Source organism: uncultured Pelagimonas sp., from assembly GCF_947498515.1.
Classification (GTDB): domain Bacteria; phylum Pseudomonadota; class Alphaproteobacteria; order Rhodobacterales; family Rhodobacteraceae; genus Pelagimonas.
The window spans coordinates 211,736-236,332 of sequence record NZ_CANMKO010000007.1 but is presented as its reverse complement, the minus strand read 5'-3'; the positions used below and the strand labels follow the sequence as shown (position 1 = coordinate 236,332).

The window sequence follows — 24,597 nt, the reverse complement described above, 5'->3', positions numbered from 1 at the left end:
ATTATTCCTTTAGCCCTGAGCTGCGATGCAGCATCCAATCGACAACAAAGTTCACCGCAACCGTCAGCAGCGCAATCGCACTGGCGGCCAAGAGCGGCGCGGCGGAAACCTGCGGCGCAAAGGCGGCGTAGTTGATAAAGGATGACATATCTTTGACCATGGTCCCCCAATCCGCCAGCGGCGGCTGAATACCCACACCGAGGAAGCTCAGCGAAGAAATCGTTAGGAAGACAAAGCAAAAGCGCAGACCAAATTCCGCCAGCAAAGGCGCGGTGGCATTGGGTAGAATTTCACGGAACACGATGTAGGACAGGTTTTCACCGCGCAGCTTTGCCGCTTCGATGTAATCCATCACCACAATGTTCATGCCGACGGCACGCGCCAATCGGAACACCCGAGTGCTATCGATCAAGGCCATGATCAAAACCATCGCAACGGTCAAACCCCAGCCGGTCACCCATGCAGACGCCACAGTGATCAGCAAAAGCGCAAAGATCAGAGCCGGAATCGCCATCAACACGTCAACCGTACGGCTTAGGAACTGATCCAGCCAGCCACGCAGCGTTGCCGCCAGAAACCCGAGGCTTCCGCCAACAAAGAACGCTATCAACGTGGTGACAAAGGCAATGCCCACAGTGTTTTGCGCGCCATATATCAGACGGGACAGGATATCTCGGCCGATTTGGTCAGTGCCCAAAGGAAAGGCAGGGTCGCCGCCCAGCGCCGGATTGCCACCCGGAACAACGTTGGCCTGCGCAAACACTTCTTCCTGACCATGCGGGGCCAAGACCCCGGCAAAAATCGCCAAGATTGCGTAGACAAGGATCACCAACACCCCAAAGGACGCCGTTAGCGGCATTTGGCGGAACAATTTGCGTGTTCCAGCCGTTCCAACCGCGCGCCCAAAAACCCGGAACACCCAAGCCGCAACCGAAAAAATGATGAAGGCGTGGATGGCGACAACAAAGTAGAAGTATTTGTTCGCCTCCGCTTCGGGAAGAAGGAATTGCGCTTTGATATAGGTCCAGACGGCCCAAAGGATGACCGCAAGCCCCAGCATGTAACCAAAGGCCACCGCATAGGGCATGTCGCGGAACATGGGCGCGTTGTTGGTGAGTTTCTGCCCGGCCAAGCGGAACGCATAGCCAAGAGCAGCGATCACGGCCAGCGCGATCAATATTGTCATCAAACCGCTCATTTCGGATGCCTCAGACGTGGGTTAGAAACGATCGAAAGAATATCAGCTGTCAGGTTCAGCAAGATATACGCCGCTGCAAAGATCAGACAGCAGGCCTGAACAACCGGAATATCGCGGATTTTCACGCTATCAACGAACAGCTGACCAATACCGGGATAAACAAACACCACCTCGACAACGACAACGCCGGTGATCAGATAGGCAAGGTTCAACGCGATCACGTTGATGATCGGAGCAAGCGCATTTGGCAGCGCATGTCTCACAATCACCCGCATTGGGTTGATCCCCTTAAGGCGCGCCATCTCGATATAAGGCGAGGCCAGCAAGTTGATGATCGCCGCACGTGTCATCCGCATCATATGTGCGGTCACAACAAGCGTTAGTGTCAAAGCCGGAAGTAAGGTTTTCTCAAGCCGTTCGCTAAAGGCCATACCGTCATAGATATTGGACAAAGACGGCAGCCACGGGTTCAAAACTGCGAGGAACAAGATCAAAACATAGGCCAAAAAGAATTCCGGCGAAGAGATCGAGCTAAGCGTCAAGATGTTGGTCGCACGGTCGAATACCGAGTTCCGGTAGAGCGCGGCCAAAATGCCCAAAGTCACGGCAAAAGGAACAGCAATCGCGGCTGTGACCCCCGCAAGGAACATCGTATTGGCAAATCTTGGCGCGATTTGCTGCGCAACTGATGTGCGAACGCCGCTATCGTCCCCTACGAAGCTGGCAAAGTTCGCCTGTGCGAATGAGTTGCCTAGGTCGCCCTGAAGTGCGCCCCCCAACCATTGCATGTACCGTTTCACCGGGTGTTGATCGAGGCCAAGATCCGTCCGGATCGCCTCAACCGCCTCAGGCGTTGCACCTTGGCCTAGAATAGCCTGTGCAAAATCCCCCGGTAGCAAGTTCACCGCTGCGAAGATAACTATCGAAACGATGAAGAGCGTCAACAAGCCTAAAGCTAGGCGCTGCGCTATGATTTTTAGAACTGAGTTCAAGATCCCTGTCGGTGTTTTTTTCGTGTAAAATTAGGTTAGCGACTAGGTGTCTCATGTAAAGGGTTCAAAAGCGAACCTAAATGTCGGAAAACCGTCAGACAGTTAATTCAGCTGCGCCGCAATCCGGTCCATCGCCGAGACAAGTTCGCTGCTGATTCCGGGTTCTGACAGGGCATGACCGGCATTACGAATCATCCGCAAATCGGCTTCTGGCCAAGCTTTGGCCAATTCCCATGCGCGTTGTGGCGGACAGATCATGTCATAGCGCCCCTGAACAATAATACCGGGTATATGCTTGATATTACTGATATTATTCAGAATCCAGCCGTCATTTTCAAGGAAGCCTTTGTTGACGAAATAGTGGTTCTCAAGCCGGGCAAAGGCGCGGGCATAATCACCGGGCGGCTCACCCCCTTGGCCATTTGAATAAACCGACGCCAGCGCGTTTTCCCAAACCGACCAAGCTTGCGCAAACCTGATTTCCTGACCAAGATCACCGCTAAATAAACGTTTGTGGTAGGCGGTAATCATGTCACCGCGCTCGTCTTCTGGGATCATATCCCGGAAACGTGCCCACGGCTCTGGCCAAAACTGACCCGCGCCGCCGCCATAAAACCAATCAAGTTCGGCTTGCGACGACAAGAACACGCCGCGCAAAACGAGGTGAGACACCCGGTCCGGGTGGCTAATGGCGTAGATCAGCGCAAGAGTTGCGCCCCAACTTCCGCCAAAAACGATGAAGTCTTCGATATCCAGAGCATCGCGGATGCGTTCGATATCGGCCACAAGATGCCAAGTCGTATTGTCTTTGACGCTGGCATGCGGGCGCGATTTACCACAACCGCGCTGATCAAACAGAACAACACGATAAACATTCGGGTCAAAATAGCGCCGCATCGCCGGGCTACACCCGCCTCCGGGCCCGCCATGCAAGACAATAACCGGCACACCATCGGGGTTGCCGCTTTGCTCAACATAAATCTGGTGCCCGTCACCAACCTCCATCATACGCTGATCAAAGGGGTCGAGCGGGGGATAAAGATACTGCACTGCGCGCTTTTGGCCCGTGAACTTGTCCATAACCCAACTATATTGTGCAGCGCAGGGAAAAGACCATGGGGAAAGTTATGGTGACCACCGTTGATGCATCCGAAGTTGCCAAATTCGAGGCAATGTCCGCCGAATGGTGGGACCCGCATGGCAAGTTCAAACCCTTGCACATGATGAATCCTGTGCGGCTTGATTACATCACCACTCAGATTGCGGGAGAATTTGACCGTGATGTCACGGCCAATCATCCCTTTGACGGGCTGCGCATTCTCGATATCGGCTGTGGCGGCGGGTTGCTGTGCGAACCCATGGCGCGGCTTGGGGCCACCGTGATTGGGGTGGACGCCGCCGGTGGCAATATTCCCGTCGCTCAAACCCACGCCCGTCAATCCGGGTTGGACATTGATTATCGCCACACCACCGCCGAAGATATGGCCGCCGCGGGTGAGCAATTTGACGTGGTGATCAACATGGAAGTGGTCGAACATGTCGCCGATCCGCAAGCCTATCTAACCGCCTGCCAACAGTTACTGAAACCCGGCGGGTTACATTTGTGTTCCACCATCAACCGCAATCCCAAAAGCTTTGCCGTGGCGATTGTCGGGGCGGAATATGTGATGCGCTGGCTCCCCAAAGGCACCCATGAATGGCAGAAATTCATCACACCGGATGAACTATATGACCTAATCAGCAAGGCGGGTTTGACGCCGGTCGATCGCAAAGGGTACGTCTTTAACCCGGTAACGTGGCGCTGGAGCATCTCGGATCGGGATCTTTCGGTGAACTATGTCACCGCCGCGATCAAACCTGCGTAACGCAAAAGGCCTGCCTATGTCTGTTAACCCCGAGCCTGTTATCCCTGAGGGTCACAATCTCTTTGCCATCGACATTACCTATAATGTCCCCCTGAGCGAGGTCGATCCGCATATAGACGCCCATATGGCGTTTATCGCCAAAGGTTATGCCGAGGGGCGGTTTTTGGCCTCGGGGGCCAAGGTGCCGCGCACCGGTGGGATGATCATCGCCATTGGCGCGGAACGCTCCGAGATCGAAGCCCTGATGGCACAAGATCCCTTTACCATCGCCGGTGTTGTGGCGCTTCAGATCACTGAGTTCAAGGCGGCCAATGTGGCGGATATTTTGAAGTAGAAGGTTGGCGGGTCACCCGACCTTGTCACCTTTTTCGTCTTCGTCCAGACGCAAGCGCAATTCGCGCAGCACCGGCAAAGCGGCGCGCACCTTGTCTTCGCCCAGCTCGCTCATCATCGTGTCGAGCATCGGCACAATCGCGGCAAGCGCGGCGTCACGGGCGGATCGGCCTGCCGGACTTATCGAGACCAGCTTGCGTCGCGCATCGTCCCAATCGGGCCGAATATGGACGTAACCGGCAATCTCAAGCTTACCCAATGTGTTGGTCATGGCCCCACGGGTCAAGTGAAAGGCCCGCGCCAATTGCGCCGGGGTTTTTTCGCCGCCGCGGGTCAATAGGTTGAGCACAGAGAAGTGCGAGAGTTCCATTTTATTGGGCAGCACCTTGCCCAAACGCGCGCGCAACAACTGATCAGCGGTCAAAAGCTCGCTGATCAGGGAAATTGCCAATGCGCCTTCGGAACTGCTCATTTTAGGGCCTCAAATGTACGATCATGGGTCAAAGAGGGCACCTTGCGCCGGGCCTCGTCAACCTTGTCCAAATCAATATCAACGCAATACACGCCCGGTTCGGTCCCGGCGTCCAACAAAACCTCGCCCCAAGGCGAAACGACCAAGGAATGACCATAAGTCGACCGGGATTTGCCCATCGACGCCTTGTGTTGCCCAGTTTGCGCCGGAGCCAGCACGTAGCAGCCGGTTTCAATTGCGCGGGCTTGCAGTAGTGGCTGCCAATGCGCCGGGCCGGTGCCGGGTGAAAACGCCGCCGGGGCGGTGATGATCTGGGCACCCGCCTTGGCCAACTCACGGTGAAGATAACCAAAACGCACATCGTAACAGATGGTTAGCCCAATGTTTCCGATGTCGGTCCGCGCCAATACCGCGCGATCACCGGGGGCAAATCCAGCGGATTCACGGTAGGTTTCCTCGGCGCTGACCTGCACATCAAACATGTGGATCTTGTCGTAGCGGGCCGAAATGCCCCCATGAGGATCAATCAAAACAGAGCGATTGGCGAAACGCGTTTCCGGCGGATTGGAGCGCAGAGCCAATGACCCGGCCAACACCCACATCCCCAGATCCTTCGCTTCATCCCGCATTGCTTGCAGAACAACATCCTCGGCTTCGGACACCACAACCGCCTCTTGTCGCTGGCGCGAAAAGCTAAGGACATTGGTGACCTCAGGGGTCAAAGCGAACTCTGCCCCCTGATCCTTGGCCGCGCGCAACATGGCGCGGACGTTTGTCATGTTCTCTTCGGGATCATCCGACGAACTCATCTGCAAGATGGCGACGCGCATTATCCCTCCAGCAGCCGATCAAGCTTGCCCGCTTGTTCAAGCTCATAGAGATCATCGCAGCCACCCACATGGGTGTCGCCAATAAAGATTTGCGGAACAGTGTGACGGCCACCGGCACGATCCATCATTTCCGAACGGCGATGTGATTCGACCAAAATATCAACTTCGGAAAACGACACGCCTTTCTTTTTCAAAAGACGTTTGGCCGCGTGGCAAAAACCGCAAAGCGGCGATGTGTAGATTTCGACAGATTGCATGGGCATTCCTTAGAACTGTGTGCATGTTCTAAGGGCAGTTAGGGTCCTTTGGCAACGCGTGCCATAACGCTCACGAAAACCTGAGAGGCACCAGCCGCCCAACAGGCCTCGGATGCGGCGGACAACGTGGCCCCCGAAGTCAGCACATCATCGACAATTAAGACCGGTCGATCACGTAGCAATTCCTCACGATCCGCCGAAACGGTGATACGCCCGGATACCGTTTCAAACCGCTCTGACGGCGATTTTCCGTCAAGGGTTGGGGTTGGGCGTGGACGTTGAAGCGCATCTGGACACCAATCAAGGTCCAACTCGTGGGCCAAAGCTTCGGCCAAAAGCGCCGATTGGTTGTATCGACGCGACAAATGTCGATGAAGATGCAAAGGCACCGGGACAATAATCATGTCGTCCTGAACCAAATCCCGTGTGACCCGCGCCATCCATTTGGCGGCGGGTTTGGCAATATCCTGACGATCCCCGTGTTTGAACGCCAAAACCAAGCGCCGCCCCTTGTCTTTGTATTCAATCGCGGCGCGTCCACGCGACCACGGGCGCTCAACGGTCAAGCATTCATCGCAATGTTCTATCCGGTCCGATTGTCCCGGAAGCGGAACGCCGCATTGGTCACAGCTAAGCCCGGCAATAAACGGTGTGTCGCGCCAACACGCGCTACACAATCCGAAATCCGTTTCGACCAAACCGCCACAGGACAAGCACCGCGGCGGGTACATCAATTGCACTAGGGTTTGCATCCCGGTCGCCCACATTCTATCTGCCTTTCATGTCACAAACACCGCGCCTGACCGACCGCCACGCCCTGAACCGCAATCGCACCCGCGCATTGGGGCGTGAGCCTGCGCTGTTTCTGCACGAAACCGCACTGGACGAAGTGCAGGATCGGCTCTTGATGGTTAACAGAGAGTTTACGGATGTGGCGATCGTCACACCTTTTGCGCAGGTTTGGCGACCTGTGTTCCCCAAGGCACGCATTGTCACTGATGACGAGATGCTTGACCTAAAAGAGGGCGCGCATGATTTGGTTATTCACGCCCTCGCGCTGCATTGGGCCGACGATCCGGTTGGTCAGTTGATCCAATGCCGCCGCGCGTTGCGTCCGGATGGGCTTTTCCTTGGGCTGACATTTGGCGGGCAAACATTGCACGAATTGCGCGCCGCTTTGGGCCAAGCAGAGTCCGAAGTCACAGGTGGTCTTGCCCCCCGTGTTGCGCCAATGGGCGAGATTCGGGACCTTGGCGGATTGCTTCAACGGGCTGGCTTGAACCTTCCGGTTGCTGACGGCGTGCCATTGACCGCCAGTTACCAAAGCCCATTGCATTTGATGCACGAGCTGCGCGCGATGGGGGAAACCAACGCGTTGCACAACCGGTTGCGTCATCCGACACAGCGCGCGGTGCTTTTGCGGGCAATTCAGCTATACATAGAAGAGTTCGGAACAGAGGACGGCCGTATTCCTGCAACCTTTGACATGATCACACTGACCGGATGGTCACCAGATGACAGCCAACCCAAACCTTTGCGCCCCGGATCTGCGGCGCAACGCCTCGCTGATGCGCTTGGAACCGTTGAAAAACCGCTCAAAGATTGACGCAGCCGTTTCAAACGATACTTACGAGTGTGACGCCAAGGCCGAGGACCCAAAATGCCCGATATGATCAAACCCGCTGACCACCCTACCTTTCCAAAACAAAAGGTCGGAATCCTGGTGGCGAACCTAGGCACTCCCGACGCGACCGACTATTGGTCGATGCGCCGATACCTAAACGAATTTCTGTCGGATCAACGGGTTATCGATTTTCCAAAATGGAAATGGCAACCACTTCTTCAGCTGATCATCCTATCTAAACGCCCCTTCACCTCGGGCGAGGCTTATCGCTCGATCTGGAACACCGAGAAGGATGAAAGCCCGTTGATGACCATCACACGGGATCAGACGTCAGCGATTTCTGAAAAGCTGGCTGAGCAATATGGCGATCAGGTCATGGTCGATTTTTGCATGCGTTATGGCAATCCGTCGACCAAATCCAAGGTGGATGCCATGGTAAAAGCCGGCTGTACGCGCATTCTTTTTGTGCCGCTTTACCCGCATTACGCCGGTGCGACCTCTGGCACCGCAAATGACGAGTTTTTCCGAGCCCTGATGGAGCAAAAACGGCAACCCACAGCGCGCACCATCGACCCCTATTTTGAGCATCCCGCCTATATCGAGGCATTGGCCAAATCGGTCGAAGAGGGCTATGCCAAATTGGATCACGAACCGGATGTTTTGGTGGTGTCGTATCATGGCATGCCACAGCGGTATCTACGCGAAGGCGACCCCTATCATTGCCAGTGTCAGAAAGCGTCGCGTTTGTTGCGTGAACGTCTGGGCTGGGATCAGGATAAGATCGTGACCACCTTCCAATCGGTTTTCGGCAACGAAGAATGGCTACGGCCCTACACGGTCGAGCATGTCGCCGAATTGGCAAAGCAAGGGAAAAAGCGAATAGCCGTGATTGCACCGGCGTTTTCGGCCGATTGCATCGAAACGCTAGAAGAGATCAACGAAGAGATTTATGAAAGCTTTGAACATGCCGGTGGCGAAGTGTTCAGCTATATTCCGTGCCTCAATGACAACCCCGAGCATATCGACGCTCTTTGCCAGGTAATCACCGAAAACCTCGGCGGGTGGATCAAATAATCGACACCCCAAAAGAAAAAGGCGGCACCGTCGCGCCGCCTTTTAAACTGTAGTCCGAAACTCTTAGCGAGTTGCAGCTGCGGCCAGAACGGCGATCAGCAGCAGAGGGATAACGATCCCAGCAGACGAAGAGGACTGTTGTGTTTCTTCAACAACAACAACAGGCTCCATTACAACGTCGTCTTTGGCGTAGGAACCGGCCATTGCGGTGGATGCTGCGGCGGCAAATGCGACGGCGAGTGCGATTTTTTTCATGTTCTTCTCCAGATATTCGCCTGTTGAATCAGATATTGCTCAACAAGCTCCCAAGACTTTCCTCGTGAGTCTGTCTAAACAGCAATTATCGGAAAATGCAATTGCCTCCAATGCTGTGGACATCACCACCGCCATAGTGTCGTCAAATAAGCAACACTTGCGTGCCAACTTTGGCCATTCCAAAAAGTTGTGCAATATGCTCGTTGTACAGACCGATGCAACCGTTCGAAGAGCGACGGCCAATCTTGCGCGTATCATGCGTTCCGTGGATTCGGTAGTACGTCCAGCTCAGGTACAGCGCATGTGTCCCAAGTGGATTATCCGGACCCGGACCGACAAATTCCGGCCACTCGGGGTTACGTTTGCGCATCGACGGGGTTGGGCGCCAAGACGGGCCTTCGACCTTACGGATAACCGAGGTCCGACCGCGACGTGTGAGATCTTCGGTCAAGGGAACAGAAGAGGGGTACAGGTGATAAGTTCCTGATTCTTCCCAATAATGTAACGCTCTTGACGACAGGTCGACCAAGATCGCCCCATTGGTAAGGTTGGTGAAATAGGGTTGCCAATCCAGCGTCCGAAAGCTTGAAATGTTTCGACGAACGAGAGCGGAAACATCACTTTCAATCTCTACCGTGCCTTGGCCATCAACATCTTGGGCCAAAACCGGAGTTCCAATTGCAGCGGCAGTGCCAGCCATAAAGGCACGGCGACTGAAATTTTGTCCTGCCAGCTTTTTCATTGTCCAAGCTCCTCTCAGACCAAATACATTTAGCGGCCATAATATGGCGCGAAAGCCTCAGTCGCAATTCAAACACTTGTTAACAGGCATGCTCACGCCGATGTGGGTTTGATTGGCAACGCTAGGTTCGTTAAAGATTGCCGCAACAGAACGATTTAAGAGCAGTCATATGAACCGTCGCGCCTTTCTTGCCATGTCCTCGGCCGTTGCCCTCGCGGCTTGTGGCGGCACCCCGCAGCAAGCTCCGCTAGGGGCGGATGGACGTCCAAAAACCAAGATTTACCGCATTGGTCCGGGTGCAGCGAATCGCATTCAGTTTAGGGTGCTAGACTCTGTAAATGCTCTTCGGCAGGCAGCCGGAGCTGGAACACTTCAGATGAATGCCAAGCTTAACGCCGCGGCGGCCACCCATTCGCGCGACATGTCGGTGCAAAACCGCCCTTGGCATTTTGGCTCTGATGGCTCGTCCCCAATCGATCGGGTGCAGCGCGTTGGATACCAAGGTCGTTTGGTTGGCGAAACGATTTCCGAAACCTATGAAACCGAGCTGCAAACACTGTCAGCTTGGATGGAAGAACCTTCGACACGTACGGTTATTCTTGACCCAACGGCCCAAGACCTTGGCTTTGCCTGGCATCAGGAGAGCAATGGCAAAATCTGGTGGACCATGGTTTTAGGCGCGCCCAATTTGGCCCCGATCCCCGGTGTCGCATCGACAACGCCAGACACGAACATCTCGGCAGGGTAAGCCGTTTGGCTAACAAGGTGCCGATTACGGATTAATCCGGATCGGCGTTCCATCTTTGACCATCGCATAGATATCACGCATTTGGCTGTTGGTGACCGTAATACAGCCAGCCGTCCAATCCCGACCGGGTCGCCGTTTGCGATTGTTGGGTCGGCCGTGAATGAAAATATCCCCGCCCGGCGACCGGCCAAGCGCCTTTGCCTCAGCCGCATCCCGTGGGTTGGGATAGGAAATCCCAATGCTGAGGTAGAACTTGCTGTTGGGGTTGCGGCGATCAATGAAGTAATCGCCTTCGGGTGTTTTGCCGTCTCCGCGCACTTTCTTGTCGCCAACGGGGGCAAAGCCTAGTCCAAACCGATAGTCTTTGAGCACTTTATTTTTGTGCATTAAGAACATACGACGCTCGGCCTTGTTGACGATCACATGCGTCACTTCGGGTCCGTTATAGGTTTTGAACTTTGACGCACATCCAGATACGCCCAGCGCCAATATCAGCACCATGAAGAACTTGATAAACCGCATTACACTGCCTCGATTTTTCTTGGCAATGTACAACATTTTGACGTCTTCGAACAGCGCACGATTTCGTTAGCGTTTGGGTTGGTTCTGATCACGTTTGGTCAGCTGGCGTTCGATTGCCGATAGCCGCTCCAAAACCTCGTCGCGGTAGGCGTCGGTTTTCAGAACATCTTCTTCAGCGTGCGCATCCTGCATCGAGTTCACGATCAAACCGACCAACAGGTTCACAACGGCAAAGGTCGTCACAATGATAAACGGGACAAAGAACACCCAAGCGTAGGGGAACACCTCCATCACTGGGCGAACAATGCCCATCGACCAGCTTTCCAAGGTCATGATTTGGAACAAGGAATAGGCGGAGGCACCCAAGGTCCCGAACCACCCGGGGAAAGCTTCACCAAAGAGCCGTGTCGCAATAACAGCGCCGATGTAAAAGATGATCGCCATCAGTAAAAAGACACTGCCCATGCCGGGCAACGCGGTGATGAAGCCTTCGACAACGCGCCGCAAACGCGGGGCGGCGGAAATCACGCGCATCACTCGCAAGATACGCAGCGCCCGCAGTACGGACACGCTTTGCCCAGCCGGAACCAAGGAAATCCCAACGATCACGAAATCAAAGAGGTTCCAGCCATTTAGGAAGAACCGCCAACCGCGCGCGACTAGCTTGATCACAATCTCCGCGACGAAAATCGCAAGGCACAGTTTGTCGATAAAGATAATGATCCCGCCCCAACGCGCCATCAACGTCTCGGATGTTTCCATCCCAAGAACGATCGCATTGAGCAAAATAACCGCAATGATTGCGTATTGCGTCCGAGGTTCATCCAGAAAATCGCCAAGGCGTTTGCGCAGGCCCATCACTTACCTCTTATCACTTACGCGTATATTCAAATTCAGCTGCCAGCTCGACATGGGTAGACCAGCGGAATTGATCAACCACCTGTACCCAGTTCAACCGATACCCATTGGCAACAAGGCGCGCAGCATCACGGGCAAATGTCACCGGATTGCAAGACACAAAAGCGATCCGCGGGATTTTGCAACGTGCTAATTGTTCCACCTGCGCCTCGGCACCGGCACGCGGCGGGTCGATGACGATGCCATCGAACTTGTCCAACTCATCCGGTAACAACGGGTTTCGGAACAGGTCGCGCGCTTCGTGAGTGATTTGCTTTAGCCCCTGCGCATTGCGCCATCCGTGATCAAGCGCAGCAGTCATCGCTTTGTCACCTTCGACCGCATGAACGCGGGAATCTTGGGCCAGAGGAAGGGCAAAGGTGCCGCATCCTGCGAAGAGGTCGGCGACGTATTTCACCGGGCCAAGCGCCTCTCGTACCGATGACAACAGCGCCGCTTCGCCATCTGGCGTGGCCTGCAAAAATGCACCGGGGGGTGGGGTCACATCGGCGGTGCCAAACCGTTGGATTGGAGGCAAACGGGTTAGGGCTTCGTCATCCCATGTCACGCGCGCCAGATTGTATTTGCGCGCCAAACCGCCCAGCGCCTCACGCAGCGGTGTATCAACCGGTTTGCCGCCGGTTACCGAGACATCAAGCCCCGAGAGGCTTTCGGTAACAAGAACCGAAATCTCGCCCTTGCGGCTTGCGCCCAAGACGGCAAGCTCTTCGACCAAAGGCAGGGACGCAGCAATCGCCGGTGACACCAACTGGCAATCGGGCACGGCGATGACAACATCCGACCCCTTTTTGTGGAACCCCGCAAGCGCACCCTTTTTGGTGCGTTTCGCGGAAAACGACGCGCGGCGACGGGTTTGAGGCGCGGATGTGATACATGGGCGAATGTCTGTCTCAAGCCCCTGCGCAACAAGCGCGCGCCGGACCACGTCGGTTTTCCAGTTGCTGGCAAAATCATCATGCGCGTGTTGGAGCTGACACCCGCCGCAGGATTTTGAATGACGGCAGGGCGCTTTGACCCGCTGATCTGATGGCGTGACAATTTTGGGCGCGGCCATGATACCGCCCTCAACAATGCCGTCGACTTCTTCGCCGGGCAAAACGCCGGGGACGAAAATCTGGCCAATGGTAGGGTCTAAAGCGATCCCGTCGCCTTTGTGCCCCAGTCTTTCAATGATCAAACGCTGCATGCGCTGCCTATTGCCCTGAATTGTCGGGCAGGTCGAGGTTTTTTACAAACGACGCCACTTGGTGCCGGTTACACAGGTGAAAAACCGCCACATCCGGCCCTGCTTGTTCAATGAGGGCAAGGTTCTGCGCCCGCCCGGTATGGCGCGTGTCCCAAATCCATTTCCAGAACTCATAGCTAAACCGCTCCGGACAGTTCTCAGGAAGGTCCGCTCGGCTGCGCCCATAGTCTTTGAGCGTGCGGACAAACACCCGCCATGCCCGAAACCTCAGGGGGAAATCCAGAATGATCAGTGTATCAGCCCGCGACAGGCGGTGCTTGTAGGTTGCAGACAAGCCACCTTCGATAATCCAGCTCTCCCGCATTTCAGCCTGATGGATCAGTGTCAGCTTTTCGGTCTTGGGACGTTCCTGCCAACCTGGTTGCCAATGGATCAGATCGATATGCTGAACAGGCAGGCCCGTACGTTCCCCGAGCGTCCGCGCCAGCCAAGACTTTCCGGCTCCCGGCTGGCCCACAATCATGACGCGTTTCATTCGGCCGCTTGTTGCGGATCAAGAAAGCCACCCGATTGACGGGCCCAAAAGCGCGCATAAAGGCCATTTTGCGCCAACAACACATCGTGCGGCCCTTGTTCCACAATGTGACCCTGTTCCAGCACAACAATGCGATCCATCTGCGCGATGGTCGACAATCGGTGGGCGATGGCCAACACGGTTTTGCCCTGCATCACCTCGGTCAAGGCTTCCTGAATTTCGGCTTCGACTTCTGAATCAAGGGCGCTTGTGGCTTCGTCCAGCACCAAGATCGGCGCATCTTTGAGGATGGCACGGGCCAAGGCGATGCGTTGTCGCTGACCACCGGAGAGTTTGACGCCACGCTCGCCGAGACGCGCATCGTAACCGACACGACCCTCGTGATCTTTTAGCTCCAGAATGAACTCATGCGCCGAGGCGCGCCGCGCAGCTTCGAACACCTCTTCGTCTGTGGCTTCTGGGCGGCCATATCGGATGTTTTCCATCGCGGATCGGTTGAACATCGCGGTTTCTTGGGTGACCATTCCAATAGCGTCGCGAAGGCTGTCTTGGCTGATCTCTGCGATGTCTTGCCCGTCAATGGAAATAGAGCCTGTTTCACGGTCAAACAGCCGGAGCAACAATGAAACCAGCGTCGATTTTCCCGCCCCTGATGCACCAACCACAGCCAGCTTTTCGCCGGGTTTCACGGTTAGTTTGATGTCTTTGACACCGCCAGTTTCACCGCCATAGGCAAAGGTCACCTGATCAAAGTCGATCTCACCTTTGGCAACCGCAAGCGCTTGGGCGTTGGGCTGATCCTCGACCCGAATAGCCGGGGCAAGGGTTTTCATGCCGTTTTCAACTTCGCCGACATTGGCATAAAGCCCCATCAAGGTGAAACTGACCCAGCCGGTCATTTGCGACACACGCACCGCGACCGCTGCCGTGGCCACCACATCGCCGGTTGTGGCCAGTCCATTGCGCCACAAAAGCAACGATGCCCCGGCCAAGATCACCGGCAATGCCCCGGCCAAAATCATCAGAAAGAACCGGAAGCTGGCCGACAAAGCCCCAAAGGCCAGCGATTTTTCCCGCAAACCCACCATGGCATCCTGCGCCGCCAGTTCTTCGTGGCGATCAGAGGCAAAGAGTTTCACGGTTTTGATATTGGTGATCGTGTCCACAACCTGACCGCTGACATTGGCCCGCGCCCCAGCCCGCGCCGCCGAACGTGTGCGAATACGCGGTAGATACCACCGGATCAGTGCAAAATAAGCCACCAACCACACCGCAAAAACGACCAAAACGCGGTAGTCGATGGTCGCAAGCAACAGCAATGACCCCACCAAAGACGCAAAAGCAAAGACTATCGCACTAATGGTTTCAGAAACCACCATTGTCAGCGAGGTCGCTGTTTGCATCTGTTTTTGTGCAATGCGACCGGCGAAATCATTGTCAAAGAAGCTAACCGATTGCCCGAGGGTCCAGCGGTTGAGTTTCGACAGCACCAAAGGTGGGATGTTTGGCATCACCACATAATTGTTGGCCACCGAGGATAGCCCGAACGTGATCGGCCGCACGATCAAGAAAAACACGGTAACCGCTAGAACGAATCCAACATTTTCGACGGTGAAAAACGCCTGCGGCCCAAGTTCAACAGCGCGATCAACAACCGACCCCATAAAGTAGGCAGTGACGGCCTCCATTGCGCCGGCAGTCCCGGAGAGGATCGCCGCCACAACAATCATCGGCCAAGCGCCCTTCAACGCCCACCGAATGAACGCCATCAAGGTTGTTGGCGGTGGCGTGTCATCGCGTTGAAACGGCCTGATCAAATCTTTTACGTTCATTCCGCTGCCCTTGTCTTTTTGGTCTTGTCAGACGCATCGACCGGTTCATCCGGGTCCAAAAACCCGCCCGACTGCCGCGCCCAGAAACTGGCATATAATCCACCTTGCGCCAAAAGCACGTCATGGCTGCCTTGCTCGACGATTTTCCCCTGATCCATGACCAGTATGCGATCCATTTGGGCGATTGTGCTTAGGCGATGCGCAATGGCAATGACGGTCTTGCCCTGCATCATCCCATATAGGGTTTCCTGAATGGCGGCCTCGACCTCACTATCAAGCGCGCTCGTGGCCTCGTCCAACATCAGGATCGGAGCGTTTTTCAGAACAACTCGCGCCAGTGTAACCCGCTGACGCTGACCGCCAGACAGTTTCACGCCGCGCTCGCCAACATGGGCGTCATAGCCTTTGCGCCCTTCTGGGTCTTCTAAATCCAGAATGAAGTCATGAGCTTGGGCTTGTTGTGTCGCCTTGAGCATTTCGGCTTCGGTCGCATTGGGGCGGCCATAAAGGATGTTGTCACGCACCGAGCGGTGCAACAACGAACTATCCTGTTGGACCATCCCGATTTGGGCACGCAAGCTATCTTGGGTAACTTCGGAAATATCCTGCCCATCGATCAAGATCGCACCTTTTTCAGCATCGTAGAACCGCAGCAACAGCTTGACCAAAGTTGATTTACCGGCCCCGGACCGCCCAACCAACCCGATCTTTTCCCCTGGATTGATGGTAAGAGACACATCCTCAAGCCCACCGGATTCACGCCCATAATGGTGTGTTAGAGACTGTATTTCGATTTTCCCATTCGTCAGATCAAGAGGCCGCGCATCCGGCGCATCAACAAGATCAATGGGTTGGGCAATCGTTTCCATGCCTTCGGCCACGACACCGAGTTCGCGGAAAAACGTTGTCAGCGCCCACATGATCCAACCGGTCATACCGTTCAAACGCAGCGCCAATGCAGTTGTCGCAGCCACCACGCCAGCAGACACCTCGCCCTGCATCCAAAGCGCAAAAGCCCAGCCGACAACGCCGACAATCAAAAACCCGTTCAGCGTTACCAATGCGACATCCATAAAGGTATAGAGGCGCATTTCATGCATGAAGGTTTGCCGCGATGTTTCGATCGACTCTTTGGCGTAGTCCAGCTCATTCTCGTGATGAGAGAACATCTTGACCGAATGAATATTGGTATAGGCGTCAACGACACGGCCGGTGACCTTGCTACGCGCATCGGATGACGCTTTGGACGCGCTTCCAACGCGGATCACGGTCCAACGCAACAACAGGCCATAAAGCACCAGCCACGCAAGCAAAGGCACCATCAAACGCAGGTCTGCATCGCCCAACATGACCAAGGCACCAACCACATAAGCGATTGAAAAGGTGATGGCATCAAAGACTTGGAACACAGCCTCACCAGCGGCAGGCGGAGTTTGCATAATGCGGTTGGAGATGCGCCCGGCGAAATCATTTTCGAACCAACCCACGGATTGACGCAGAACATGTTTATGCGCCCGCCAGCGGATAAGCGTCCCTAAATTGGGTAGCACCGCGTTGTTGAGCAGCAAGACATCAAGTGCCTGAATGGCGGGGCGTAGCGTCAGCACAAACACCGCCAAAAGCAGCAGGCTTGTTCCGTGTTCTTGCCAAACTTGCGCGGGATCTCCGGACAGGATGTCAACAACCCAACCCATTGCCCAGATCAGGCCGATTTCAACGGCGGCGACGATAACCGACAGGATCGCAGCAGCGACAAACACCCGGTAGAACGGGCGACTATAGGACATGAGGAATGGCACAACGCGACGGGGTGGCGTGTCATCTTGGGGGTAGTCAGAATAGGGATCTACAAGATTTTCGAAATAGCGGAACATTGGGAGGCCCTCGGAAATAGAGCGGTAATCATGATGGTGGTGCGGGTCTGGCTAAGCCGGACCACAAACGCAGACAGGCTCAGCTAAAGCTGGTAAAAATCCTGTCTCGATCCATCATCTATCCTCCTAAGGTTCGCCCTCTGATAGCGCAGAAAGATACATTTGTCACCCCTCGTTGCGCTTCGCCAACAGGGCGTCCTTGTCCAAGGTGAAATCGGACGCGACCCAACGTTCTTCAAGCTGCTTCAGCTTTTGACCTAGAATCGCCCCGGAAAAATCAGTCATCAAATCTTGCGCCTTGATTGGAAAACGTTGCTTTGACGCCGCCTGAAGCGTTTCCAAATCAGGAAGGCTAGCCGGTTGTTCCAAGCTGGCCGCGCGCAACGCAATTGCGTCGAGAGCGACTTCAACACCATACTTGTAGGCCATTTCATTCGGCCCCTCGGAGCTCGACATCAGGCTCTGATATTGCGCAAGTTGCCTTTGCTTGACCTTTGACAACCGCAAGGTCGATCCATCAAAAAACCCCAAAACAGCCAAACGTCGGAGGCCATTGGGCGATAGAGTCATAGCCTCTTCGTTGAATGTCAAAGGACCCAACGGTTTGGAAATGGCACCCGGAAGGACTGCGCTCAACACGCCGGTTTGCTCCATTATCGCCACGGCCATGACCGGGTCCGGCGCTGTCAAAAGTTTAACAAGCTCGGTGCCAACACGCTCACGAGAAAGCGTTGCCAATCCATCAAGGTTAGAGGCTATCGCAGCAAGGGCTTCGGCATCCATCCCCTCAGCCGGATCGCCGTACCATGCGAAAAACCGAAAGAATCGCAGAATACGCAAGTAATCTTCTTTGATGCGGCGCTCTGCATCTTCGATAAATCGCAATCGGCGCGCAGCCAAATCTGGCAATCCACCCAACGGGTCCAGAACAACGCCATTCCGATCCGCATATAACGCATTCATCGTAAAATCACGGCGACGCGCGTCTTCGGTGATGTCATCCGAGAATCGAACAACAGCGCGACGGCCATCGGTTTCGACATCCGCCCTGAACGTGGTGATCTCGTAGCCGACCCCATCGGCAACAACGGTAACCGTCCCATGTTCAATGCCCGTTGGAACAACCTTGAGACCGGCCTTTTTGGCAAGGTTAGAGACTGTTTCAGGGTGGGCATCCGTGGAAATATCAACATCTGCAACAGGTTCATTTAAAAGCGCATTTCGCACACAACCGCCAACGGCATAGGCATGAAAACCAGCGGTTTCGAGCAGCCCCATCACTTTTTGAGCGCCGGGAGCAGAAAGCCATTCACCCGTGACAACCGTCATTCAACGATCCGATCCGCCAAACCACGCAGGATTCGGGCCGTTGCGCCCCAGATATAATAGGGTCCAAATGGCACGGTATAGTAGTGCCGACGCCGCCCTTGCCAACGGCGGTATTGCACCGAAAACAGGTCTGAGTTGGCGATATGTGTGAAAGGCACCGTGAAAACCTCATCAACTTCACCCGGTTCTGGCACCGGGTCAAAATTCGCTTTGACCAAACCAATCACTGGCGTGACGTCAAACCCGGTAACGGTTTCATGGCCCGGCAATTTTCCCAACACCTCAACGTTGTTGGGATGAAGCCCGATTTCTTCATCCGCCTCACGCAAAGCAGCGGCGACAACATCCGCGTCGCCCTCATCCACCTTGCCTCCGGGAAAGGCGATTTGGCCCGGATGATGTTTTAGGCGTGAAGAACGTTTGGTCAGAATTAAATCCAGTCCCTGTGACCCAACCTGAAAGGCCGCCAAAACGCCCGCCGGACGAAGTTTACGACCAGCAGGCAAAACCACGTCCGGGTTCAAATCAAAGTCGGAAGACGGCGCAGAACCTTCGCCCAGCGCCGCCTTCAATATATTTATTTGGTCATGCGCCGTCATTTTTTGCTTCGAACCCAACTGTCTTTGGGTCGAGAACATAATGCTTCGAACAAAACTGGCAATCCGCCGTAACGGTGCCCTCTTCGGTCGTCATCGTCTTGATGTCCTTTGCGGAATAGATCGAAAGGCTTTGACGCACACGATCCTCTGAGCACGTACAGCCGAATTTGACCTGCTGAGCATCAAAAACCCGCGGCTCTTCCTCGTGGAACAACCGAAGGAGCAACTGGGTTGGCGTCACGTTTGGGCCAATCATTTCCAACTCTTCAACCGTATCCAAGTGGAAGTTGACGCGGTTCCAATTCTCTTCGGTCTCAGCGCTTGTCGCTTCGGCCACGGCTTTGACGTTTTCCGCGCCCTTCATCAACGGCGACGCCTTGGGCATATGCTGCAACATAATGCCACCTGCGCGCCAATGCTCGGGAACACCCGGTTCTTGGGATTTGCCAAAGGACAAAGAGAACCGTGTCGGCAATTGTTCCGACTGGTCGAAATAGGCGGTTGCGCATTCGGCCAAACTGTCACCGGTTAGGCCTGTGATACCCTGATAAGGTTTGGTGCCATTGCCCTGATCAATCAGGATCGCAAAATAACCTTCGCCCAACTGTTCGAACGGTGCATCTTTGGTCAAACGATCGGCATCAAAGCTAGCATAGGCCCGAATGCGAGCTGGCTCACCTTCTTTGTCGGCAGCGTAATAATCGGTGGCAATCATACGCACGGCGCCTTTGGTCTGAACCTGAAGGGACAGCTTCCACCGTAGATCAATGGTTTGCCCGATTAGCGCCGTTAGCAACGCCATTTCAGCGACCAGCGCCTCGACCGGTTCCGGGTATTCGTGTTGTTTCAAAACGCCAGATAGCACTCCGTCCAAACGGGCCACGCGGCCACGCATGTCGGTGCGATCAAGCTGAAAGGGCAGGACTGTGTCGTCCCAAGCGATTTTGTTGCCGATGCTCATGGGGTTTCCTTATCTGCCGGAGACTGGCATATCGCAGCCATATAGGGACGATCAAGACAAACGCAAAGGGGCAAGTCGCGATGATGCGCTTTGGAACCCCGCCCAAAGCCGGGCGGCGATACAAAATCCGCCCTGGGGCCTATGCAATATTGCCCAAATCTGGCCGCTTGCTTTTAACGGAACAAGCCCCAGGACCAGAGTTGCAACTACCAGGCGGTGGCATCGACCCCGGTGAACACCCAATTGCGGCGCTACACCGCGAAGTATTCGAAGAAACCGGGTGGCGCATTGGGCGGGTCACACGACTAGGTGCCTACCGCCGGTTTACCTATATGCCGGAATATGACCTTTGGGCTGAAAAGCTATGCACCATTTTTTGCGCCGCACCGATTGTACGATTGGATGACCCTCCAGAAGCCGATCACACCGCGGTTTGGCACGCGACACATGACGCAATATCGCGACTTGAAAACGAAGGTGATGCGTTTTTTGTCCGAAAATTTTGTCTCTAGGTCGGGTTCTCGACAGGTTCATCTAGAATATCAAATTCCAATAGTGCCGCCGAGACATCATCGCCAAGCTTTGTTGAATCTTCCATTTCAGAGGTCAGTCGCCAAAACATATCTTCTACCAAATCCGGCCCTTGGCCACATTTGGACGCTTCTTTAAACAACTGCGCCAGCCCGTCTTCACCCAGCATCTCGCCGTTTTTCATGACAGCTTCGGTAAAGCCGTCAGAGTAGAGAAGCAGCATATCGCCAGAATGCATTTGAAATTCATGTTGATCGTAATCAACATGATCAACAAGGCCAATTGGCAGGCCACCATTCCCGAAGAACTCAACATCGCCATTGGCGCGTAGCACCATTGGTGGTGAGTGACCCGCTTGTACCATACGCACCCGACCTGTCTGGAGATCTGCCGCAATATACGCCATTGTCAGGTATTCTTCGACACCGGGGTCGGCCACCAATCGCTGGTTGAGAAGGCACGCGGTTTCAGCCGGTTCACGCATAGCATAAAATCGGTCAAACCGCTTTTCCAGCGCGACGTTTTGGTCGGGAAAGTTGCTAGAAAGGTAGCCCGCGACCCGAGCCGTCACCATTGCAGAGGTGATGCCGTGGCCAGAAACGTCAATATTATAGAGCCCAAGCCGATCATAGCCCGGACGGAACATCCCAACGAGATCACCACCAACATGTCCACAGGGGCGCAAGAGCAAACTGACCCGTGACGTAGCAATCTCACAGACACGTTCCGGTACTAGAGATTGTTGAATTGTTCGCGCCTGGCGCAAATCTTTGTCGATCGCCTCGTGAATTTCCTGAAGCTCATTTAGCGCCTCAGAAACTTGACGATTTTTATCGGAAAGCTGGCGCTCCATCGAAAGGACCCGTGCACCAGCGTTGATGCGTGCGCGCAGTTCATGAGAATTGACCGGTTTGGTTAGGAAATCATCGGCTCCGGCATCCAACCCTTCGGCGACATCACCCTTTTCACTTTTGGACGTCAGCAAAATAAAATAGCCGTAGCTATCGCTTTGCATCTCTCGAAAACGACGGCAAAGTTCCAGTCCATCCATTTCTGGCATCATCCAGTCCGACAAAACCAAATCAGGCTTTTGCTCGGCACAGATTTCCAGAGCCTTGACGCCAGAGTCGGTTGAAAGGACCTCAAAACCCATGCGGCTAAGCATGGCGGTCATAATTCGTAACTGCAGTCTGCTATCATCAACGATCAGCACGACACGAACGGCACCCGTTTGTGTAGCTGGAATGTTGACAGGGTCAGGTTGCACGGCGATTCCCTTGCGCATGGATTGATCACAGCTAGGTCGTACCGTCAGACCCTTAACGGCGACTGAAATCTAAAATGCAACTTAATGCATTTGTATCAGAAACGTCTTGTTCACTTTCTCGCCTGTAATTTGCCGTACAGGAGGTGCCCTATGATCGATTGGTCACGCGTAGAAGAACTGGTTGAAGAGATCGGAGCTGAGGATTTTGGCGAGGTTGTGGAACTATTCTTGGACGAAGTTGAAAGCGCCATCGCAATTTTTGAAGCTGGCGCAACGGACCCCGTCATTGCAGAAGAGCAGATGCATTTTCTCAAAGGCGCTGCTCTCAATCTTGGATTCGAGAGCCTGGCTCAACTTTGCCTAAAAGGCGAAAAGGCCGCATCCACTGGTCGACCCGAAGTTGTAAGCCCCACAGATGTTCGAGAAACATTTGATTCCTCGCGCATTCAGTTTCAGGCGGACTTGCCAGGACGCTTGGCGGCCTGATTCCAGTCTGGCGAATGCCAGCTATCAGACGACAAATTGAGCCAGAATTTCATCCTCAGTAATGTCCTGGTAGGTGAAGCCATTTGTGTCGAGCCGTTCAAACAGGCGGGTAAATTGTTCTGGCTCGCTGGTTTCGATTCCAATCAAGACGGATCCGAAATTTCGCGCAGATTTTTTTAGATACTCAAAACGCGCGATATCATCATCGGGACCCAGTAGATTAAGGAAATCTTTTAGTGCCCCCGGCCGCTGCGGTAGCCGCAAAATAAAGTATTTTTTGACACCGGAATACCTCTGCGCACGTTCCTTAACCTCAGGCAAACGCTCAAAATCAAAGTTTCCACCGGACACCACACACACAACGCTTCTACCACGAATCGCTTGACCCAAATCTTGCAATGCATCGATCGACAGGGCACCGGCTGGTTCCAAAACAATGCCTTCGACATTGAGCATTTCGATCATTGTTGTGCAAAGGCGGTCTTCTGGAATAGTCAGGCTATTCGCCAGACCGACCCCTTTGAGAATAGCAAAAGTTTTTTCGCCAATCCGGGCCACAGCTGCTCCGTCGGCAAATGTATCTACACGCGGCAGAGCAACAGGTTTCCCCGCCTGCAAAGCCGCCCGCAAACACGCACCACCCGATGGTTCCACAAAAGTATACTGTGTCTGCGTTCCAAAATAGCTCAGCACCCCAGAACTCAAACCACCACCGCCAACCGGAATAACCATATGATCAGGAACACGACCAAGTTGTTGCTCTATTTCTACCGCGACGCTGGCCTGACCTTCGATCACATCTTCATCGTCGAATGGTGATAAAAAATGTCCGCCTTCGGATGCACAAAACGCCTGAGCCGCCGATAGGCAATCATCAAAATAGTCCCCGACTAGGCGAATTTCGACGTTTTCCCCGCCAAACATTCCGGTTTTTTGGATCTTTTGCTGTGGGGTTGTGACAGGCATGAAAATCACACCGCGCACATCAAAATGCTTGCACATATAGGCAACGCCCTGGGCATGATTACCCGCGCTGGCGCAGACAAAAAGCCCTTTGTCTTGTTGCTTGCGCATTGCATTCAACGCGCCGCGCAACTTGTAGCTGCGCACCGGGCTCATATCTTCACGTTTTAACCAAATATCGGCGTCAAAACGTTGAGACAGGTGATCGTTGCGCAATAGCGGCGTTGCGGGAAATACTTCGCGCATCGCTGCTGTGGCTTGGCGGGCTTTGTCCTGAAAATCACTCATTCCTGATGAGTGCAGCAGACGCCGCCCGCGCGCAAGTCAGTCGATAGGACGGCCTTGAATATAGTGACCATAAAACGTTGTCAGTACGCTGACATTGACCAACGCCAAAGCCAAAGACACCGGAATTGAAAGCACCCCACTTAAGATTGGCGAGACCGCTGCAACAGCACCAACGGCCAATTGGAACACGATATTCACCCCGAACGATACCAACATCAGCACAAAAATATCTATGTTCGCGCCTTTGGTCGCCTCAAACGCTCGGCCCAGAGTAATTGGCTCTCCAATCGCCGCGGCGGGCAAAATTGCGATGACCCGATAAATCACAATCGCAACACACAGATAGGCCGCGATCAGAGCAATCCATCCGAGACCGGGTATCGCCATCATCATTCCGGCCACAAGTCCGAGGGGAATCATCATAACCAAGGCCAGAATACCGATGAGAAGCATCCGGCCAAAATACCCCAATACCACACCGGTGCGGAATTTTGGGACCCAGCTTTCGGGGTATTCTTCAAGTAAAACAAAGCGGTGCCAGCTCACAATCACCGTCAGTATCGCAAACATTGCGAACAGCCAAACAGCCGTAAAACCACCGATCAAGCCCGGTTGCGTAAAGACATGCTCCATGTCTTCGGGGTTTGTGCCCTGCATTAATTCGAAGGCCGCACCACGTAACACAAGCATCGCCAAGCCGACGATCATCAACACGGGAAGAAGCCCAATTTTTACCGCTTCTTGCCAATTGCGCAGAACCATCGAAAACGAATGTTTAAATATCAACCAGCCCTTCATGGCACCCTCACGCTTTGAAACATTTGGCAAATGGCTAACACGCCGCAGCATTCTGTCAACCTGTCAGCCTTGCCCCGGAGGCGAAAACCGGATAACCCGCGAAAAATCCCATTAAAGG

Annotated in this window: 28 protein-coding genes; 7 read left to right on the top strand and 21 right to left on the bottom strand. The window is 54.3% G+C overall.

The window, feature by feature from the left end; all coding sequences use genetic code 11:
- Nucleotide 1 precedes the first annotated feature (1 nt).
- The 3 genes from Q1A43_RS14830 to pip all read right to left on the bottom strand — a co-directional run bounded on the left by Q1A43_RS14830 (nt 2) and on the right by pip (nt 3,270).
- Nucleotides 2–1,198 (bottom strand): ABC transporter permease, encoded by a 1,197-nt coding sequence (locus Q1A43_RS14830; protein WP_299921923.1) that lies wholly within the window; start codon nt 1,196–1,198, stop codon nt 2–4.
- A complete protein-coding gene (locus tag Q1A43_RS14825) occupies nt 1,195–2,190 on the bottom strand; it encodes an ABC transporter permease (RefSeq protein ID WP_299921921.1) in 996 nt (331 codons plus the stop codon). Before Q1A43_RS14825 ends, Q1A43_RS14830 begins: the two co-directional genes overlap by 4 nt.
- Nucleotides 2,191–2,292: 102 nt before the next feature.
- Nucleotides 2,293–3,270, bottom strand: a complete 978-nt coding sequence (pip, locus tag Q1A43_RS14820; protein ID WP_299936416.1) for a prolyl aminopeptidase — start codon at nt 3,268–3,270, stop codon at nt 2,293–2,295.
- A gap of 35 nt (nt 3,271–3,305) precedes the next feature.
- Between pip and ubiG the strand changes: the two genes are divergently transcribed.
- Together ubiG and Q1A43_RS14810 are read left to right on the top strand one after the other, a co-directional pair.
- A complete protein-coding gene (gene ubiG, locus Q1A43_RS14815) occupies nt 3,306–4,055 on the top strand; it encodes a bifunctional 2-polyprenyl-6-hydroxyphenol methylase/3-demethylubiquinol 3-O-methyltransferase UbiG (protein WP_299936413.1) in 750 nt (249 codons plus the stop codon).
- A gap of 16 nt (nt 4,056–4,071) precedes the next feature.
- Nucleotides 4,072–4,389 carry a YciI family protein gene (locus Q1A43_RS14810; RefSeq protein ID WP_299921915.1) on the top strand — a complete coding sequence of 106 codons (318 nt, stop codon included), beginning with the start codon at nt 4,072–4,074 and terminating at the stop codon, nt 4,387–4,389.
- 12 nt (nt 4,390–4,401) lie between these two features.
- On the opposite strand, the gene Q1A43_RS14805 is transcribed toward Q1A43_RS14810, so the two are convergent.
- From Q1A43_RS14805 to Q1A43_RS14790, 4 genes are read right to left on the bottom strand one after another with little or no spacing between them, the layout of a single operon-like run.
- Nucleotides 4,402–4,860 carry a MarR family transcriptional regulator gene (locus tag Q1A43_RS14805; protein WP_299921913.1) on the bottom strand — a complete coding sequence of 153 codons (459 nt, stop codon included), beginning with the start codon at nt 4,858–4,860 and terminating at the stop codon, nt 4,402–4,404.
- Nucleotides 4,857–5,690, bottom strand: coding sequence for a carbon-nitrogen hydrolase family protein (locus Q1A43_RS14800; RefSeq protein WP_299936410.1), 834 nt, complete (start codon nt 5,688–5,690; stop codon nt 4,857–4,859). Before Q1A43_RS14800 ends, Q1A43_RS14805 begins: the two co-directional genes overlap by 4 nt.
- Nucleotides 5,690–5,947, bottom strand: coding sequence for a glutaredoxin 3 (grxC, locus tag Q1A43_RS14795; protein WP_299921909.1), 258 nt, complete (start codon nt 5,945–5,947; stop codon nt 5,690–5,692). The genes Q1A43_RS14800 and grxC overlap by 1 nt, the downstream gene beginning before the upstream one ends.
- Before the next feature lie 38 nt (nt 5,948–5,985).
- Entirely contained in the window at nt 5,986–6,699 is a 714-nt protein-coding gene (locus Q1A43_RS14790) for a ComF family protein (protein ID WP_299936407.1), read from the bottom strand.
- Between the two features lie 29 nt (nt 6,700–6,728).
- On the opposite strand from Q1A43_RS14790, the gene Q1A43_RS14785 reads away from it, so the two are divergent.
- Together Q1A43_RS14785 and hemH are read left to right on the top strand one after the other, a co-directional pair.
- Complete coding sequence (locus Q1A43_RS14785) at nt 6,729–7,553, top strand: methyltransferase domain-containing protein (RefSeq protein ID WP_299936405.1); 825 nt, start codon at nt 6,729–6,731, stop codon at nt 7,551–7,553.
- A gap of 54 nt (nt 7,554–7,607) precedes the next feature.
- Nucleotides 7,608–8,645, top strand: coding sequence for a ferrochelatase (gene hemH / locus Q1A43_RS14780; RefSeq protein ID WP_299936402.1), 1,038 nt, complete (start codon nt 7,608–7,610; stop codon nt 8,643–8,645).
- Nucleotides 8,646–8,708: 63 nt separating this feature from the next.
- Here hemH and Q1A43_RS14775 read toward each other — a convergent pair whose 3' ends face one another.
- Both Q1A43_RS14775 and Q1A43_RS14770 read right to left on the bottom strand, forming a co-directional pair.
- The gene (locus Q1A43_RS14775; RefSeq protein ID WP_299921902.1) at nt 8,709–8,900 is read right to left on the bottom strand and encodes a ferrochelatase; all 192 of its coding nucleotides are present in this window, start codon (nt 8,898–8,900) and stop codon (nt 8,709–8,711) included.
- Nucleotides 8,901–9,042: 142 nt separating this feature from the next.
- Entirely contained in the window at nt 9,043–9,642 is a 600-nt protein-coding gene (locus Q1A43_RS14770) for a L,D-transpeptidase (RefSeq protein WP_299921900.1), read from the bottom strand.
- A 169-nt stretch (nt 9,643–9,811) separates the two neighbouring features.
- Here Q1A43_RS14770 and Q1A43_RS14765 point away from each other — a divergent pair, with 169 nt between their 5' ends.
- A complete protein-coding gene (locus tag Q1A43_RS14765) occupies nt 9,812–10,390 on the top strand; it encodes a CAP domain-containing protein (protein ID WP_299936399.1) in 579 nt (192 codons plus the stop codon).
- Between the two features lie 24 nt (nt 10,391–10,414).
- On the opposite strand, the gene Q1A43_RS14760 is transcribed toward Q1A43_RS14765, so the two are convergent.
- From Q1A43_RS14760 to Q1A43_RS14720, 9 genes are all read right to left on the bottom strand, one after another.
- Entirely contained in the window at nt 10,415–10,912 is a 498-nt protein-coding gene (locus tag Q1A43_RS14760; RefSeq protein WP_299936396.1) for a L,D-transpeptidase family protein, read from the bottom strand.
- Nucleotides 10,913–10,978: 66 nt separating this feature from the next.
- Nucleotides 10,979–11,770, bottom strand: coding sequence for an ion transporter (locus Q1A43_RS14755; RefSeq protein WP_299936394.1), 792 nt, complete (start codon nt 11,768–11,770; stop codon nt 10,979–10,981).
- Nucleotides 11,771–11,783: 13 nt separating this feature from the next.
- Nucleotides 11,784–13,016 carry a class I SAM-dependent RNA methyltransferase gene (locus Q1A43_RS14750; protein ID WP_299921892.1) on the bottom strand — a complete coding sequence of 411 codons (1,233 nt, stop codon included), beginning with the start codon at nt 13,014–13,016 and terminating at the stop codon, nt 11,784–11,786.
- A 7-nt stretch (nt 13,017–13,023) separates the two neighbouring features.
- Nucleotides 13,024–13,551, bottom strand: coding sequence for an AAA family ATPase (locus Q1A43_RS14745; RefSeq protein WP_299936392.1), 528 nt, complete (start codon nt 13,549–13,551; stop codon nt 13,024–13,026).
- Nucleotides 13,548–15,383 (bottom strand): ABC transporter ATP-binding protein, encoded by a 1,836-nt coding sequence (locus Q1A43_RS14740; protein WP_299936389.1) that lies wholly within the window; start codon nt 15,381–15,383, stop codon nt 13,548–13,550. Before Q1A43_RS14740 ends, Q1A43_RS14745 begins: the two co-directional genes overlap by 4 nt.
- The gene (locus Q1A43_RS14735) at nt 15,380–17,257 is read right to left on the bottom strand and encodes an ABC transporter ATP-binding protein (protein WP_299936386.1); all 1,878 of its coding nucleotides are present in this window, start codon (nt 17,255–17,257) and stop codon (nt 15,380–15,382) included. The genes Q1A43_RS14740 and Q1A43_RS14735 overlap by 4 nt, the downstream gene beginning before the upstream one ends.
- A gap of 165 nt (nt 17,258–17,422) precedes the next feature.
- On the bottom strand, nt 17,423–18,586 hold the full coding sequence (locus tag Q1A43_RS14730; RefSeq protein WP_299936384.1) for a CCA tRNA nucleotidyltransferase: 1,164 nt from the start codon (nt 18,584–18,586) through the stop codon (nt 17,423–17,425).
- Entirely contained in the window at nt 18,583–19,185 is a 603-nt protein-coding gene (locus Q1A43_RS14725; RefSeq protein ID WP_299936382.1) for a CoA pyrophosphatase, read from the bottom strand. The genes Q1A43_RS14730 and Q1A43_RS14725 overlap by 4 nt, the downstream gene beginning before the upstream one ends.
- A complete protein-coding gene (locus Q1A43_RS14720) occupies nt 19,172–20,146 on the bottom strand; it encodes an Hsp33 family molecular chaperone HslO (protein ID WP_299936381.1) in 975 nt (324 codons plus the stop codon). The genes Q1A43_RS14725 and Q1A43_RS14720 overlap by 14 nt, the downstream gene beginning before the upstream one ends.
- A gap of 80 nt (nt 20,147–20,226) precedes the next feature.
- Between Q1A43_RS14720 and Q1A43_RS14715 the strand changes: the two genes are divergently transcribed.
- On the top strand, nt 20,227–20,658 hold the full coding sequence (locus Q1A43_RS14715) for an NUDIX hydrolase (RefSeq protein ID WP_299936380.1): 432 nt from the start codon (nt 20,227–20,229) through the stop codon (nt 20,656–20,658).
- On the opposite strand, the gene Q1A43_RS14710 is transcribed toward Q1A43_RS14715, so the two are convergent.
- On the bottom strand, nt 20,655–21,962 hold the full coding sequence (locus Q1A43_RS14710) for a SpoIIE family protein phosphatase (protein WP_299936378.1): 1,308 nt from the start codon (nt 21,960–21,962) through the stop codon (nt 20,655–20,657). The genes Q1A43_RS14715 and Q1A43_RS14710 overlap by 4 nt on opposite strands.
- A 132-nt stretch (nt 21,963–22,094) precedes the next feature.
- Here Q1A43_RS14710 and Q1A43_RS14705 point away from each other — a divergent pair, with 132 nt between their 5' ends.
- Nucleotides 22,095–22,430: an Hpt domain-containing protein gene (locus Q1A43_RS14705; protein WP_299921878.1), complete on the top strand. Its 336-nt coding sequence runs from the start codon at nt 22,095–22,097 to the stop codon at nt 22,428–22,430.
- Nucleotides 22,431–22,454: 24 nt separating this feature from the next.
- On the opposite strand, the gene ilvA is transcribed toward Q1A43_RS14705, so the two are convergent.
- Nucleotides 22,455–23,681, bottom strand: coding sequence for a threonine ammonia-lyase IlvA (gene ilvA / locus Q1A43_RS14700; protein ID WP_299936376.1), 1,227 nt, complete (start codon nt 23,679–23,681; stop codon nt 22,455–22,457).
- Nucleotides 23,682–23,717: 36 nt separating this feature from the next.
- Complete coding sequence (locus Q1A43_RS14695) at nt 23,718–24,479, bottom strand: hypothetical protein (RefSeq protein ID WP_299921874.1); 762 nt, start codon at nt 24,477–24,479, stop codon at nt 23,718–23,720.
- Between the last annotated feature and the right edge of the window lie 118 nt (nt 24,480–24,597).